Annotated in this window: 14 protein-coding genes; 12 read left to right on the top strand and 2 right to left on the bottom strand. The window is 67.5% G+C overall.

Translation table 11 applies throughout. From position 1 onward, the window contains the following. Positions 1-142: 142 nt before the first annotated feature. On the bottom strand, positions 143-2,026 hold the full coding sequence (locus tag HWX55_RS18755) for an ExeM/NucH family extracellular endonuclease (protein ID WP_175976799.1): 1,884 nt from the start codon (positions 2,024-2,026) through the stop codon (positions 143-145). A gap of 206 nt (positions 2,027-2,232) precedes the next feature. Between HWX55_RS18755 and HWX55_RS18750 the strand changes: the two genes are divergently transcribed. The 8 genes from HWX55_RS18750 to HWX55_RS18715 all read left to right on the top strand — a co-directional run bounded on the left by HWX55_RS18750 (position 2,233) and on the right by HWX55_RS18715 (position 9,264). Then, on the top strand, positions 2,233-2,586 hold the full coding sequence (locus HWX55_RS18750) for a YciI family protein (protein ID WP_059573772.1): 354 nt from the start codon (positions 2,233-2,235) through the stop codon (positions 2,584-2,586). Between the two features lie 125 nt (positions 2,587-2,711). Further along, positions 2,712-3,131, top strand: coding sequence for a YciI family protein (locus tag HWX55_RS18745; RefSeq protein WP_175976798.1), 420 nt, complete (start codon positions 2,712-2,714; stop codon positions 3,129-3,131). A gap of 26 nt (positions 3,132-3,157) precedes the next feature. Beyond that, positions 3,158-3,574 carry a VOC family protein gene (locus tag HWX55_RS18740; protein ID WP_069618560.1) on the top strand — a complete coding sequence of 139 codons (417 nt, stop codon included), beginning with the start codon at positions 3,158-3,160 and terminating at the stop codon, positions 3,572-3,574. Beyond that, positions 3,571-4,839, top strand: coding sequence for an RNA polymerase sigma factor (locus HWX55_RS18735; protein ID WP_175976797.1), 1,269 nt, complete (start codon positions 3,571-3,573; stop codon positions 4,837-4,839). The genes HWX55_RS18740 and HWX55_RS18735 overlap by 4 nt, the downstream gene beginning before the upstream one ends. 263 nt (positions 4,840-5,102) lie before the next feature. Further along, entirely contained in the window at positions 5,103-5,525 is a 423-nt protein-coding gene (locus tag HWX55_RS18730) for a rubrerythrin family protein (RefSeq protein WP_006479492.1), read from the top strand. A 122-nt stretch (positions 5,526-5,647) separates the two neighbouring features. Continuing rightward, positions 5,648-6,985, top strand: coding sequence for a heterodisulfide reductase-related iron-sulfur binding cluster (locus HWX55_RS18725; protein ID WP_175976796.1), 1,338 nt, complete (start codon positions 5,648-5,650; stop codon positions 6,983-6,985). A gap of 29 nt (positions 6,986-7,014) precedes the next feature. Further along, positions 7,015-7,596 carry a DUF3501 family protein gene (locus HWX55_RS18720; protein ID WP_175976795.1) on the top strand — a complete coding sequence of 194 codons (582 nt, stop codon included), beginning with the start codon at positions 7,015-7,017 and terminating at the stop codon, positions 7,594-7,596. A 726-nt stretch (positions 7,597-8,322) separates the two neighbouring features. Then, positions 8,323-9,264, top strand: a complete 942-nt coding sequence (locus tag HWX55_RS18715; RefSeq protein WP_175976794.1) for a transposase — start codon at positions 8,323-8,325, stop codon at positions 9,262-9,264. 123 nt (positions 9,265-9,387) lie between these two features. On the opposite strand, the gene HWX55_RS18710 is transcribed toward HWX55_RS18715, so the two are convergent. Further along, positions 9,388-10,929, bottom strand: a complete 1,542-nt coding sequence (locus HWX55_RS18710) for a mannose-1-phosphate guanylyltransferase/mannose-6-phosphate isomerase (RefSeq protein WP_175976793.1) — start codon at positions 10,927-10,929, stop codon at positions 9,388-9,390. 431 nt (positions 10,930-11,360) lie between these two features. On the opposite strand from HWX55_RS18710, the gene HWX55_RS18705 reads away from it, so the two are divergent. The 4 genes from HWX55_RS18705 (at position 11,361) to HWX55_RS18690 (ending at position 15,862) form a co-directional block, all read left to right on the top strand. Continuing rightward, a complete protein-coding gene (locus tag HWX55_RS18705) occupies positions 11,361-12,734 on the top strand; it encodes an undecaprenyl-phosphate glucose phosphotransferase (protein WP_124553953.1) in 1,374 nt (457 codons plus the stop codon). A 69-nt stretch (positions 12,735-12,803) separates the two neighbouring features. Then, positions 12,804-14,216 (top strand): UDP-glucose/GDP-mannose dehydrogenase family protein, encoded by a 1,413-nt coding sequence (locus HWX55_RS18700; protein WP_175976792.1) that lies wholly within the window; start codon positions 12,804-12,806, stop codon positions 14,214-14,216. Positions 14,217-14,246: 30 nt separating this feature from the next. Then, on the top strand, positions 14,247-14,690 hold the full coding sequence (locus HWX55_RS18695; protein WP_006482944.1) for a low molecular weight protein-tyrosine-phosphatase: 444 nt from the start codon (positions 14,247-14,249) through the stop codon (positions 14,688-14,690). Beyond that, positions 14,684-15,862, top strand: coding sequence for a polysaccharide biosynthesis/export family protein (locus HWX55_RS18690; protein ID WP_124466466.1), 1,179 nt, complete (start codon positions 14,684-14,686; stop codon positions 15,860-15,862). The genes HWX55_RS18695 and HWX55_RS18690 overlap by 7 nt, the downstream gene beginning before the upstream one ends. Positions 15,863-15,890 lie beyond the last annotated feature (28 nt).

Raw genomic sequence — 15,890 nt, 5'->3', positions numbered from 1 at the left:
GCGCAGCGGTTGAAAAAATTTCGCGCGTCGGGGCGATACAGCGTGTCGAGCAGCGGATCGCAGTGAAGGTGCGGTAAATATGGCGCCGCCACGGGCATCAGGTAAATAGTGCCATTGCAGGTTGAGCGCTGATGCAAATGCACTACTCGACGCCCGGTCGAGGCGCACGATTCGTGCCTGATGCCGGCGGTCGGCCGCTATCGTTCAGTGCGACGTCGATGACGACGGGATCGTGGTCCGACGAGCGGTAGGCGTCCGGTGCGTAATAAGCCGACCGTCGCGTGCGCGTTTTGTAATCGGGCACGGATTGCAGCGCGACCGGTTCGTCCGCATTGATGTGCCAGAACCGCACGGCCTTCACGCGCGCGGCGAGCGGCGGCGTGGCGAGCGCGTGGTCGAGATTGCCGGCTTCGCCGCGAAATACGTAGCTGTACGCAGCATCGCCGACGAAGCGCGCAACCAGGTTCGCGTAGCCGCGCGCTTCGAGCGTGCGGACCGGGTCTTCCTTTGCATAACTGTTCAGATCGCCGATCAGCAGCACGCCGTCGGCCGCGACGCCCGTCGGCGACGTGGCGAGCCAGTCGGCGACGCGTGCGGCCGCCCGCGTGCGCGCCGCATTCCAGCAGCCCTGGCCGTCCGACTGGTCGAGATCGGCGCCGCTCGCATGCGGGCAGTTCTTCGACTTCAGGTGATTGACCGCGACCGTGAACGCACGCGTGCCGCCGATGCGCCGGAACGTCTGCGCGAGCGGCGGGCGGTGCCGGCCGCCGAGCGAGACGGTGGCGGCGCGCCCGACCGGCTCGATCGTGCGGCTGTCGTACAGCAGCGCGACCGCGATCGCGTCGCGGCCCAGGCGCGCGGTGCCGGGATCGACCGCGCGCCAGCTGTCGCCGAGTTGCGCGGCGAGCCGACGGATGGCGCTCGCGTCGCCGTGGCCGTTGTTCGCGATTTCCATCAGCCCGATCACGTCGGCGCGCAGCGCGCGCAACGCCGCGACGATCTTCGCTTCCTGCCGCGCGAACGCGGCGGGTGTTTTCGCGCCGCGGTTGGCCGGCGCGTCGAATCCGCCGCCACGGCCGTCGCCGTTGAAATAGTTGAAGACGTTGAACGACACGATGCGCACGTCGGCATCGGGATGCCGGGCCGGCGCCGCGGTGCGCGGGTTCGCGGCGGCATCGAATACGGGCGCCGCGCCGGCCACCGGTTGCAGCCGCCATGTGCCGTAGCGCAACTCGAGCACGCCTTCGACGCCGCGTACCGTGTAGCCCGCGCGCAGCGTGTTGGCGGCGCTCAGCGCGGGCGGCGGATAGCGGACGGTCGCCGGGTTGCGGCGGTTCGAACCGTCGTCGAGCACGAGGCGATTCAATGCGTTGGCCGCTGCCTGCGCGGCAGCGTCGGCCGGCGGCGCGACCTGGGTCGGCACGCGCAGCCGGCCGTGGCTCAGCACGATGCTGCCGTAGCGGCCGAGTTCGTAGGTATCGCTGACCGTCAGCGTTTGCGGCAGGCGTACGCGCATGGCTTCGTGCGCGGCGAGGACGGCGGGCGACGCAACCGGCAGCGCGAGCGCGGCCGGCGTGACCGTCTGCCCGCGTGCGCAGACGGCCACGCGGCCCGACAGCGTGAGCTGCGTCCGGCCGTATTTCTCGTCGACCTTGCCGGTCAGACGCACGAGATCGCCGGGTTCTGCGCGCGCATCCGGTGCGTAGACGAACAGGCCTTCCGGAACGCCCGGCCGGTGTTGCCGTTGCGCGTCGGCCTGCTGGACGAAGAAGCCGCCGAGGCCGTCGGCGCCGCCGAACGCCGCGGTGACGACCGCTTCGATCGACGTCGTTTGCCCGGCAAGCCGCGACGGACCGCCGGCGCGGCGGATCTCGGCGATCGCCGTGGCGGGGCCGCCGCAACCGCTGCCGACTGGCAGCGCGGCGGGGGTCGGCCGCGCGCAGAAGGCCACGGACAGCAAGGCGGACGACACGACGAACAGCGCGACGAACAGCGCGACGGCAAGCAGGGGGAGCGGGCGTGACATGGGACGGTCCACAGGATGAAAATCCGACAGTTCGGGACCGCATCTTGAAGGCAAAATGTCAGGCTGCGGGCGAATTGGCCGTTCGGCCATTGCCGGTTGGCCAACGATGCGGCAAGCCGCCCCGCGGCTGTTACGCTTTCGCACCGGGCGTCGTGTCCCGCTCGTCCGCTGCATGCCGCCGCACCCCGCTCCCACAGGAGAAATCCATGTCTTACATGCTGTTGATTGTCGAACCGACCGAACAGCGCGCCGAGCGCACGCTCGACGAAGGCCAGGCGCTCTATGCGCGGATGGTCGAATTCGCCGAGTCGCTGAAGGCGCGCGGCGTGCTGCGCGGCGTCGAGTCGCTGGAGCGATCCGAGCGCGGCACGCGCGTGCAGGTGCGCGACGGCGAGACGCGTCTGCTCGACGGGCCGTTCGCGGAGGCGAAGGAGATGGTCGGCGGCTTCTTCCTCGTCGACGTCGACACGCGCGAGGAAGCGATCGAAATCGCGCGCCAGTGCCCGGCCGCGCAATGGTGCACGGTCGAGGTGCGCGCGGTCGGCCCGTGCTTTCTGTGAGTGTCACGACTCGGTATTTACCCTGATTTGTCGTGGCGCGTGTCGATCCGGCCGTCTTCCGCCCGTCGTCCGGGTAAGGCGCCGCGGAACGGGCGCCGCCTTTCACCGACGACAAGGAGTGAACGATGCGATTCATGATCATGATCCGGGCGAATGCCGTCAGCGAATCTGACGCGTTGCCGGACAACCGGCTGGTCGAGGCGATGACGGTCTATCACGAGGAACTGGCGAAGGCCGGCGTGCTGCTCGACGCCAACGGCCTGAGGCCGAGCGCCCGCGGCTGGCGCGTGCGCTACACGGGCGGCAAGGGCACGGTGATCGACGGCCCGTTCGCCGAAACGAAGGAACTGATCGCCGGCTACACGCTGATCCAGGTGCGCTCGCGCGACGAGGCGCTCGAATGGACGCGCCGGTTCCCCGCGCCGTTCGGCGCCGAGCTCGATTGCGAGATCGAGGTGCGGCCGCTGTTCGAGCTCGACGACCTGACGCCGAGCGACGCGGTCGAGCGGTTCCGCGATCTTCACGTCGGCCGCAGCCACGCCTGAATCCAATCTCACCGGGAGCACCCGTCATGCACAAGATGGTTTTCATCAACCTGCCGGTAGCCGACCTGCCGCGCGCGAAGACGTTCTACCAGGCGCTCGGCTTCGAGGTCGTGCCGGCCTATACCAACGAGCAGGCCGCCTGCATCAAGATCAGCGACACGATCTTCGCGATGCTGCTCGTGCGGCCGTTTTTCCAGACCTTCACCGACAAGACCATCATCGATCCGGCGACGCACATCCAGGTGCTGTCGTGCCTGTCGTGCGACAGCCGCGCCGAAGTCGACACGCTCGTCGCGAAGGCGCTGGCGGCCGGCGGGGCCGCGCCGCAGGCGCCGCGCGAGTACCCGAATATGTACGGCCACGGGTTCACCGATCCGGACGGCCACACGTGGGAACTGATGGCCATGCCGCTGGAGGCGTCCGCCCAGGGGCAGGCGTCGTGACGCATGAGGCGACGCATCGTGCGATCGAAGCGGTCTGGCGAATCGAGGCGCCGAAGATCATCGCGCGCGCCGCGCGCGTGGTGCGCGACGTCGGCGTGGCCGAGGAACTGGCGCAGGACACGCTTGTCGCGGCGCTCGAGCACTGGCCCGTCGACGGCGTGCCCGACAACCCGGCCGCCTGGCTGATGACGGCCGTGAAGCGTCGCGCGCTCGATCGGGTCCGGCAGGAGTCGCTTCATGCGGCCAAGCGCGACCAGCTCGGCCACGAGATGGACGCGCTCGAAGCGCACGTCGTCCCCGACATCGCCGATGCGCTCGCCGACGCGCGCGACGACGACATCGGCGACGATCTGCTGCGGCTGATCTTCACGTCGTGCCACCCGGTGCTGTCGACCGACGCGCGCGTCGCGCTGACGCTGCGGCTGCTCGGCGGCCTGACGACGGGCGAGATCGCGCGCGCCTTCCTGACGCCGGAGCCGACGATCGCGCAGCGGATCGTGCGCGCGAAGCGCACGCTCGCGGCCGCGCACGTGCCGTTCGAGGTGCCGGCCGCCGATGCGCGGCCCGCGCGGCTCGCGTCGGTGCTCGAAGTGATCTATCTCGTGTTCAACGAAGGCCATGCGGCGACGGCGGGCGACGACTGGATGCGTCCGGCGCTGTGCGACGAGGCGTTGCGGCTCGGCCGCGTGCTGGCCGGGCTCGCGCCGGACGAAAGCGAAGTGCTCGGGCTCGTCGCGCTGATGGAACTGCAGGCGTCGCGCATGCATGCCCGCGTCGACGCGCAGGGCCGGCCCGTGCTGCTGCTCGACCAGGACCGCAGTCGCTGGGATCCGTTGCTGATCCGGCGCGGCCTCGCGGCGCTGGAGCGGGCGACGAAGCTCGGCGGCGTGCGCGGGCCGTATGCGCTGCAGGCCGCGCTCGCCGCGTGTCACGCGCGGGCGCGGCACGCGGCGGACACGGATTGGGCGCAGATCGTCGCGCTGTATGATGCGCTCGCCGAAGTCGCGCCGTCGCCGGTCGTCGAGCTGAATCGCGCGGTCGCGGTGGGGATGGCGTTCGGGCCGGCCGCGGCGCTCGAACTCGTCGACGTGCTGCGCGACGATCCGGCGCTCGCGCGCTATCACTGGCTGCCGAGCGTGCGCGGCGATCTGCTCGCGAAGCTCGGCCGCGCCGACGAGGCGAAGCTGGAATTCCGCCGCGCGGCGGAACTGACGCGCAACGAGCGTGAGCGTGAATTGCTGCTGAAGCGCGCGATGGATGCGTGACGCATGACGAGCGCGGCGCCGCCGCGCGCCGCACAATGCCCGTCGTCCCGTCCGCTCCCCGCGCACCGCATGGCGCCGTCTTCCCGCCATCCGCCGCACACCGCCCCCGACACTATCGCCCGCATTGAAAAAGCCTATTGGGTGATGCGAACGCGAGCGCCTAGATTGAAGAGCACGATGCGCGCCCGCCGCACGCATCGTTCCCCACATATCTGATCGGCCCGGCGTCGCACGCGGCCGCGCCGACTCGAACGGAGGCGCAAATGGCTCAACTCAAGGGCAGCAAGACCGAAGAGAACCTGAAGGCCGCATTCGCGGGCGAATCGCAGGCGAATCGGCGCTATCTGTATTTCGCTTCGAAGGCCGACGTCGAGGGGCAGAACGACGTCGCCGCGCTGTTCCGCTCGACCGCCGAAGGCGAAACCGGCCATGCGCACGGCCATCTCGAATATCTGGAAACCGTCGGCGATCCGGCCACGGGCTTGCCGTTCGGTTCGTCGCGGCTGAATCTCGAATCGGCGATCGCCGGCGAAACGCACGAATACACCGACATGTATCCGGGCATGGCGAAGACCGCGCGCGACGAGGGTTTCGACGAAATCGCGAACTGGTTCGAGACGCTCGCGAAGGCCGAACGCAGCCACGCAAACCGCTACACGAAGGCGCTGGACAGTCTCGTCGACTGACGGGCCGCCGCGGGCCGTACGGCATCGCCGTGCGACCGGCACGCGGCCGGCTGTTCGTTCATCGCCGCCCGCATCGTGCGGGCGGTGCGCTTGCGCACATGCGCGCCATGCGGGAGCGCCCCATGCCCCACAAGGAAGGCAGTCTCGAAGCGCCGACCCGGCATCCGCTCGACTGGCAGTCCGAAGCGTTCTACGACCAGGCCGAGATCGATGCGGAAATGACCCGCGTATTCGACATCTGCGCCGGCTGCCGGCGCTGCGTGTCGCTGTGCGGCGCGTTTCCGGCGCTGTTCGACCTGGTCGACGACACGTCGATGGGCGACGTCGAAGAAGTGTCGAAGGAAGCGTTCGGCAAGGTCGTCGACCAGTGCTATCTGTGCGACCTCTGCTACATGACGAAATGCCCGTACGTGCCGCCGCATGCATGGAACGTCGACTTCCCGCATCTGATGCTGCGCGGCAAGGCCGCGCGTTACAAGCGCGGCGAAGCGACGCTGCGCGACAAGGTGCTGTCGAATACCGATGCGCTCGGCCATTTCGCCGGCATTCCGGTCGTCACGCAGACGATCAACGCGGTGAACCGCACGCCGCCCGCGCGCCACGCGCTCGAAGCGGCGCTCGGCGTCGATCGCAACGCGTGGCTGCCGGAGTTCGCGCCGCGCACGTTCCGGCGCGCAGCCGAGCGCTCGGCGAACCCGCCCGTGCGCGACGGCGAACGCACGCCCGGCAAGGTCGCGATCTATGCGACGTGCTACGTGAATTTCAACGAGCCGGGGATCGGCCACGACCTGCTCGCGATCCTCGCGCACAACGAGATCCCGTACGAACTCGTCACGCGCGAAGCGTGCTGCGGGATGCCGCTGCTGGAGCAAGGCAACCTCGCCGGCGTCGCCGCGAAGCAGGCGGTGAACATCCCGGTGCTCGAACGCTACGCACGTGAAGGCTATGCGCTGATCGGCGCGATTCCGAGCTGCGTGCTGATGTACAAGAGCGAGCTGCCGCTGATGTTTCCCGCCGACCCAGCCGTGCGCGCGGTGGCCGACGCGTTCTGGGACCCGTTCGAATACGTGATCGCGCGCCATCGCGACGGGCTGCTGAAGACCGATTTCAAGACCGGCCTCGGCAGCGTGTCGTATCACGTGCCGTGCCATGCGCGAGTGCAGAACATCGGCCGCAAGACGGCCGATGCGCTGTCGCTCGTGCCCGATACGCGCGTGACCGTCGTCGAGCGTTGCTCGGGCCACGCGGGCACGTTCGGCGTGAAGAAGGAATTTCATGCGGATGCGATGCGGATCGGCACGCCGGTGTTCAAGGCGATGGCCGAGCCGCGGCCGGACGTCGTGTCGTCCGACTGCGCGCTCGCCGGCCATCACATCGTGCAGGGCATCGACGAGAACGGGCTGCCGCCGGCGCCGCTCGCGCATCCGCTGACGCTGTTGCGGCGCGCGTACGGCATCTGAGCCGCGGCCGGCCATCCACGAGGACTTCCATGACGCTGACCCGCGACTCCCTGCTGACGCTCGAAGCGTACGCGAAGATCCGCAAGGCCGAACACGCGAGGCTCGTCGCGTACAAGCGCCGCCGCGCGGTGGCGCTCGGCAACCACCTGCGGTTCCTGTTCGAGGACGAGACGACGATCCGTTATCAGATCCACGAGATGCTGCATATCGAGAAGATCTTCGACGAAGTCGGCATCGAAGGGGAGCTCGACGCATATCTGCCGCTGGTGCCCGACGGCACCAACCTGAAGGCGACGATGCAGATCGAGTACGAGCACGAGATCGAACGGCGCGCGGCGCTCGCGCGGCTGATCGGTGTCGAGGATCGCGTGTACCTGCGGGTCGACGGGCACGCGAGCGTCTACGCGATCGCCGACGAGGATCTCGAGCGCGACAACGCGGAGAAGACGTCGGCCGTGCACTTCGTCCGCTTCGAGTTCGATGCGCCGATGCGCGCGGCGCTCAAGGGCGGGGCGGCGCTGTCGATCGGCTGCGATCATCCGGCCTACACGATGCCCGCGCAGCGCATCGACGCGGACGTGACCGCGTCGCTGGCCGGCGATCTGCGCTAGCGCCGCCGCCGTCGCGAGCCGCGCAAGCCGGCTTCCCCCTTTCCGTTCGGACCCGAAACAGCCGCGTCGCAGCCCCTGCGGCGCGGCCGCTTGCCGGTTGCGGCGAAAATGTAACAAGCGTGACGGATTTGCATGCGGGGACAGAGTGGGCGCGCCGCGTCAGCGTATTTTCATTCCTCGCAGCGAAACAATAAAAAGATTGTGCATCGAGATAATTTGATTCAGGTCAAATTGAATGATTTACCGATTCGTGAATAACTTGTTACGAATTTTTCCCTGATTTACCGATTCCCCGTAACCCCTCCGGAAGAGCTTGCCGGCTAGGGTCGGAGCAGGCGGAAACCGCCGTTTCAGCGCATTCTTCAGACGCTGCGGAGCCCCGCCAGACGGGCCTTTGCAGCCATCGGCATAAAGATCCCGCAAAAAAATTCAAGCGTAAATCGATTGCTCGCCGATGGCAGGTTGTTTCAGTGCGTAACATTAAGTCATTGTCATATTGAGATAAACCCTGAGGATGGTATGCTTCGTGCACAAAAATTCCCACATTGGAGTGAGACCGCGATTTGTGCGCCATTGCCGGGAATCGCGGCACCGTGAAAGTGCGGTGTCGCCCGGTATGCACAACGCCGGATAACCATAATGTGCAACCTGACCGCCCCGCGACGCGATGTGTCGTGACGGCGCCGCCAATCGCAGCCCCGGCCTGGCTGCGTGGAGAGATCGACTATGTTCTTCGATGAGCTTAACGATGAAGAGTGGTTTCGCCTTTCAGCGCTGATCGCCGATGAACCCATCAGGCTGAACCGTCGTGGGCGTCCACGTGCCGAACCGCGCGTCGTCGCGAACGCGGTGCTCTGGATCCTGACGACCGGCGAAGCCTGGTCCAAGCTGCCCGGCCGCTATCCGTCCGGGCCGACGTGCCGTCGTCGCTACGAGGAGTGGCTCGCGAACGGCACGCTGCTGAAGATGATCGACGTGCTGACCCAGTTCAGCGGGCGCACGTTCGCGTATATTCCGCCGCCGCCGGAGGCCGTCGTGCCGGCCCGCCGCGCGGAGCCCGCGCCCGACAACGACCGTCTGCGCGGCGTGTTCTGGCAGAACCCCGAGTCGTGGCAATTGCCAGGCGCGCAGGCAAACGTTTGGCAGGGCGAGGGCGCGTCGCTGAGCGCGATGGCGGACGACCAGGTGAACGGCCGCGTCGACGTGTCGTTTACCGTACCCGGCGCGCCGGCCGCGGAGTCGCGGCATGCGCGCGCGTCGGCCGCGAACTTCGCCGCGGCCGAGCCGCAGGTCGACGAGTATCGCGGCTATACGATCAGCGGCATCGCGCAGCCCGTGCAGAACCTGATGTATCGCGCGTGGGCCGAGATCTCGCAGGACGACCGTCGGGTCGAACGCTCGGGCCTGATCGGCCCGCGCTTCACCGACGCCGAGGCAGCCGAGCAGTACGCGCTCGACTGGGCACGCCAGTGGATCGATCGCCACGGTGCGAGCGACGCACCGGCGCGCGAGCCGCAAGGCGAAGTGCTGGCCGGCTTGTCGGCGCTGGCGCGCGCGGAATCGGACATCAAGCGCTTCATCGCCGAGCGTCGCGCGGGCGCGTTGTCGGAAAGCCGCAACGATCCCGTGCAGGCGGAGCGTCGCGAATACGCGTACCGCGTGGGCTGATCGCCGTTGCCGTGTCACGCGCGGGCCGTCGTGTGCGACGATGCCCGCGCGGAAGTCCCGTGTCTCCATGTCTGCCTTGCTCGGGCGCCGCTGTGGAAGCGGCGCCCTTTATTGCATGACGCGTTACTGCCGGCCGTAGGTATCGTCGAAGCGGACGATGTCGTCCTCGCCGAGATACGCGCCCGACTGCACTTCGATCAGCTCGAGCGGCATCTTGCCCGGGTTCTCCAGGCGATGCGACACGCCGAGCGGAATGTACGTCGATTCGTTTTCGGACAGCAGGAACGTTTCGTCGCCGCGCGTGATGCGCGCGGTGCCGCGCACGACGATCCAGTGTTCGGCGCGGTGGTGGTGCATCTGCAGCGACAGTTGCGCGCCCGGCTTCACGACGATGCGTTTCACCTGGAAGCGCTCGCCCGTGTCGACCGAGTCGTAGTGGCCCCACGGACGATGCACCTTGCGGTGATCGGTCGCTTCGGTGCCTTGTCGCGCCTTGATGTGCCCGACGATCTTCTTCACGTCCTGCACGCGCGATTTATCCGCGACGAGCACGGCGTCGGGCGTTTCGACGACGACCAGGTTCTGCGTGCCGACGCACGCGACGAGCCGGCTTTCCGAATGCGCGAACGTCGAGTCGGCGCCTTCGAACAGTACGTGGCCGCGGCCGACGTTCCCGGCGTCGTCCTTCGGCGAGATCTGCCAGATCGCGTCCCACGAGCCGACGTCCGACCAGCCCGCGTCGAGCGGCACGACGACGCTTTCGCACAGTTGCGGCAGGCTCGCGAGCGGTTCCATCACCGCGTAATCGATCGAGTTCGACGGCGACGCGGCGAACGCATCGCGATCGACGCGGAAGAAATCGCCGTCTTCCTTGCCCTGTGCGACCGCCTGTTCGCAGGCCGCGTAGATTTCGGGTTCGAGTTGGCGGATCGCCTTCAGCCAGACCGACGCGCGCACGATGAAGATCCCGCTGTTCCACCAGTATTCGCCCGACGCGACGTACTGCTGCGCGAGTTCGAGGTGCGGCTTCTCGACGAAACGGTCGAGGCGGCGTACGTCGAGGCCGCCCGTGCCGGCGTCGCCGAGCGGCGCGCCGACGCGGATATAGCCGTAGCCGGTTTCCGCGTGCTTCGGCACGATGCCCATCGTCGCGATCTTGCCTTGCGCCGCGCAGTGCACGCCGGCCGCGACGGCCGCGTGAAAGCGCGGCACGTCCGCGACCGCATGGTCGGCCGGCATCACGGTCATCACCGCGTCGTTGCCGCCGGCGACGAGCCGCAACGCGGCGAGCGTCAGCGCGGGCGCGGTGTCGCGGCCGAGCGGCTCGAGCATGATGGTCGCGTGCTTGGCCGTCAGGCGCAGCTGTTCGGCGGTCGTGAAGCGGTGATCCTCGCCGCACACGATCAGCACGTCGTCGTTCAGCGGGTGATCGGCGGTCAGGCCGTCGAGGCGCAGTGCGGTGGACTGCAGCAGCGAATGATCGCCGAGCAGGCCGATCAGCTGTTTCGGAAAGCGCTCGCGCGACATCGGCCACAGACGCGTGCCGGAACCGCCGGCGAGAATCACGGGCTGCACGGCAAGACGGGTACCGACGGCGGGCGTGCCGACGGCGGGTGCGGCGGAAGAAGAATGGCGCGTTTCGGCGACCACTGCCGGAACATTCATGATGACACTCTCCACGGTTGAAGTCAGTGCCTGTCGTTGTAGCATGAAGTAAATCGACAATAAAACCGGACCCAATGCCGGATATCCGCCGCGCCGTGATCCGGGAGAACTTTCCGCGGTAGCACCGGCCGCAAATAAAAAAATAAAAAATAATTCCCGGCGTTGGCCTGTCGCGCCCGCCTGCAAAGGGCGAGCGGAAAGCGTAAAGATTCAGAAAAAATCCCCGATCGAGCCCGATTCGGGAAATCCTGCCGATTTAATTAAAAAAGATCGCGGCAAGAATTTCCGATTATTTTTCGAAATACTTGTGCGCTTGAGGATGAATTTTCTTGTCGCTTCAATAGCGTCATGCAACGTTTGAATCGAATGTGCGGCACGGGTCGCGCAAGGCGCTGTTCGGCAAACGCCTGTTCAAAGAAGAGGAAACAGACATGTTGAGCGTGCTGGCGAGAGTCATCGATATCGCGATGGTCGTGACGGGCGCGCTGATCGCGGCCGCGTTGCACGACGGCAGCATCGGGCTCAGCGACCTGCAGCGCACGACGGTGCTGTTCGACTGCCTGCTGGTCGTCGTGTTCTTTCCGGCCATCGGCATCTACCAGTCGTGGCGCGGCAAGCGTCTCGTCGGGCTGGTGGTGCGCGTGGCGTTCGCGTGGCTCGCGGTCGAGCTCGCGGGCATCCTGATGAGTTTCAGTTTTCACCAGTCGGGCGACCTGTCGCGGCTGTGGCTCGGCTACTGGGCGCTCGTGACGATGGCGCTGCTCGCCGGCTCGAAGACCTGCGTGCACGTCGTGCTGCGGCAGTTGCGCCGCGGCGGCTACAACCTGAAGGCGGTCGCGATCGTCGGCGGCACGCCGGCGGCGCGGCGGCTGATCGCGCAGATGCGGGCGCGGCCGGAAGCCGGCTTCAACCCGGTGTGCGTGTACGACGAAAGCGAGGCGCCGGGCGAAGTCGCGCTCGACGACGTGCGCATCGAGCGGCAGTTCGAATCGCTGGTGTGGCTGGTGCGCAGCCGCGCGATCAGCGAGCTGTGGCTCACGCTGCCGATCACGGAGGAGCGCCGGATTCACCAGATCGTGACGGTGTTCCGCCACGACTTCGTGAACATCCGCTTCATCCCGGACGTGCGCACGCTGTCGTTCTTCAACCAGGAAGTGGTCGAGGTGCTCGGCGTGCCGGCGATCAACCTCGCGGCGTCGCCGATCACCGACGTGCGGATCCTGCCGAAGTTCGTGTTCGACCGGCTGTTCGCGCTGGCGGCGCTCACCGCGCTCGCGCCGGTGATGGTGCTGATCGCGGCGCTGATCAAGCTGACCTCGCGCGGGCCGGTGTTCTTTCGGCAGAAGCGCAAGGGCATCGACGGGCACGAGTTCGAGATCTACAAGTTTCGCTCGATGAAGGTGCACCAGGAAGTGGCCGGGCAGGTCACGCAGGCGACCAAGAACGACTCGCGCGTGACGCCGGTCGGCCGGTTCCTGCGGCGCACGAGCCTCGACGAGCTGCCGCAGTTCATCAACGTGCTGAAGGGCGAGATGTCGGTGGTCGGCCCGCGCCCGCATGCGCTCGCGCACGACGACATCTACAAGGATCTGGTCAAGGGCTACATGTTCCGCTACCGGATCAAGCCCGGCATCACCGGGTGGGCGCAGATCAACGGCTATCGCGGCGAGACCGACCAGATCGAGAAGATGATGGGCCGCGTGAAGCTCGACCTGTACTACATGCAGAACTGGTCGTTCTGGCTCGACATCAAGATCGTCGTGCTGACGCTGTGGAAAGGCTTCACCGGCAGCAACGCGTACTGACACCGACGCGCCGCACAGGCATTCCGGTTTTCCGAATTTCGAATCATTGGTCAAGGGGTCCGACACATCATGAATCTGACTATCATCGGCAGCGGTTACGTAGGGCTTGTCACCGGCGCCTGTCTCGCCGACATCGGGCACGACGTGTTCTGTCTCGACGTCGACCAGGCAAAGATCGACATCCTGAACGACGGCGGCGTGCCGATCCACGAGCCGGGCCTGAAGGAAGTGATCGCGCGCAACCGCTCGGCCGGCCGCCTGCGCTTCTCGACCGACATCGAGGCCGCGGTCGCGCACGGCGACGTGCAGTTCATCGCGGTCGGCACGCCGCCCGACGAGGACGGCTCGGCCGACCTGCAATACGTGCTCGCGGCGGCGCGCAACATCGGCCGCTACATGACCGGCTTCAAGGTGATCGTCGACAAGTCGACGGTGCCGGTCGGCACGGCCGAGCGCGTGCGCGCGGCGGTTGCCGAGGAGCTCGCGAAGCGCGGCGGCGACCAGATGTTCTCGGTCGTGTCGAATCCGGAATTCCTGAAGGAAGGCGCGGCCGTCGACGATTTCACGCGGCCGGACCGCATCGTGATCGGTTGCGACGACGACGTGCCGGGCGAGCGCGCGCGCGAGCTGATGAAGAAGCTCTACGCGCCGTTCAACCGCAATCACGAGCGCACGCTGTACATGGACGTGCGCTCGGCCGAGTTCACGAAATACGCGGCGAACGCGATGCTCGCGACGCGCATCTCGTTCATGAACGAGCTGGCGAACCTCGCCGACCGCTTCGGCGCGGACATCGAGGCCGTGCGTCGCGGGATCGGCTCCGATCCGCGCATCGGCTACCACTTCCTGTACGCCGGCTGCGGCTACGGCGGCTCGTGCTTCCCGAAGGACGTCGAGGCGCTGATCCGCACGGCCGACGAGCACGGCCAGTCGTTGCAGATCCTGAAGGCCGTGTCGTCGGTCAACGCGACGCAAAAGCGCGTGCTCGCCGACAAGATCGTCGCGCGTTTCGGCGAGGACCTGAGCGGCCGCACGTTCGCGCTGTGGGGCCTGGCCTTCAAGCCGAACACCGACGACATGCGCGAGGCGCCGAGCCGCGAGCTGATCGCCGAGCTGCTGTCGCGCGGCGCGCGCGTCGCCGCGTACGACCCGGTCGCGCAGCAGGAAGCGCGCCGCGTGCTCGCGCTCGATCTCGCCGATCACCCGAGCTGGCTCGAGCGCCTGTCGTTCGTCGACGACGAGGCGCAGGCCGCGCGCGACGCCGACGCGCTCGTGATCGTCACCGAATGGAAGGCGTTCAAGAGCCCCGACTTCGTCGCGCTCGGCCGCCTGTGGAAGGCGCCCGTGATCTTCGACGGCCGCAACCTGTACGAGCCGGAGACGATGAGCGAGCAGGGCATCGAGTACCACCCGATCGGCCGGCCGGGCTCGCGCCAGGCCGTCGCCGCGCGCGTGCCGGGCGCCGCGCGCGCGAGCGCGTAACCCGTTTTTCGTCACTCGTTACGAGACGCCATGTTCCGGAACATCCTGATCGTCTGCCACGCGAACGTCTGCCGCAGCCCGGCGGCGGAAATGCTGTTCAAGTCGCACGCCGCGTCGCGCGGCGGCCCGCGCCCGACGTTTCATTCGGCCGGCGTCCACGCGAACGACGGCGACGGCATCGATCCGGTGATGCGGCAACTGCTGGCCGAGCGGGGCGTCGATGCGACGACCCATCGCTCGCGGCGGCTGTCGCGCCGGATCGTGCGCGACGCCGACCTGATTCTCGTCAGCGAGCGCCGGCAGATCGCGGCCGTCGAAGCGGTCGATCCGTTCGCGCGCGGCAAGGTTCACCTGCTCGGCAAGTGGGAAGGGGCCGAGATCGCGGACCCGCACGGCGGCCCCGAGGCCGACTACCGCGAGAGCTACTCACTGATCGAACGTCTGGTTCAAGGATGGCTACAGAAACTATGCTGAAACGCCCGATGCGCCCGGTGGCGCTTGCCGTCGCGCTGACGACTTTCCTGTCAGCCTGTGCAACCGCGCCCGGCAACTACCTCGACTCGTCGAACCTGAAGGACGAAGGCCGGCAGGAAGCGGCCGAAACCTATCCGGTTCATTACATCGACGCCAAAGTGGTGATGGACCAGCTGCAGAAAGCGCAGGTCGATCATCCGCTGCCGCCCGGGCGCTATACCGATCCGTCGCAGTACACGTATCGCGTCGGCCCGCAGGACATCCTCGGCGTCACCGTGTGGGATCACCCGGAGCTGACGACGCCGCAGGGCCAGTCGTTCTCGAGCGGCGGCAACACGACGCAATCGGTCGCGGGCGCGTTGCAGCAGCCGTATACGACCGCGCTGCCGGGCCAGGCCGATCCGTACGGCCAGACGGTCGCCGCCGACGGCACGATCTTCTTCCCGTTCGTCGGCCGCATTCGCGTGGCGGGCAAGACGGTCGCGCAGATCCGCGACGAGATGGCGTCCAGCCTGTCGCGCTACGTGAAGAATCCGCAGCTCGACGTGCGCGTGCTGTCGTTCCGCAGCCAGAAGGTGCAGGTAACGGGCGAGGTGAAGCAGCCGGGCCCGCTCGCGGTGAGCGACGTGCCGCTCACGCTCGTCGACGCGATCTCGCGCTCCGGCGGCTCGACCGCCGAGGCCGACCTGCAGCGCGTGCGGCTGACGCGCGACGGCAAGCTGTACACGCTCGACGCGAACGGCGTGCTCGATCGCGGCGAGGTGAAGCAGAACGTGATGCTGCAGCCGGGCGACATCGTCAACGTGCCGGATCGCAGCGACAGCCGCGTGTTCATCATGGGCGAGGTCAAGACGCCGGTCACGGTGCCGATGCTCAAGGGCAGGCTGACCATCGCCGACGCGCTGACCGCGGGCGGCGGGATCCTCGACACCGATGCGAACCCGCGCAAGATCTACGTGATGCGCGGCATGCGCGACAACCCGACGAAGCCCGAAGTGTATCGCCTCGACATGACGCAGCCCGATGCGCTGATGCTGTCGAGCCGCTTCCCGCTTCAGCCGCTCGACGTCGTCTACGTCAGCACGGCCGGCTCGGTGCAGTTCAACCGTGTGCTGCAGCAGGTGCTGCCGACGATCCAGACGATCTTCTACATGCGGCAAATCACGCGCTGATAGCCCGCCGGGGCGGCGTCCGCCCCCC

The sequence above is a fragment of the Burkholderia sp. BCC1047 genome (genome assembly GCF_902833155.1).
Lineage (GTDB): Bacteria > Pseudomonadota > Gammaproteobacteria > Burkholderiales > Burkholderiaceae > Burkholderia > Burkholderia sola.
Note: the sequence above shows the minus strand (reverse complement) of the source record. Positions and strands in the feature narration are given on the sequence as shown.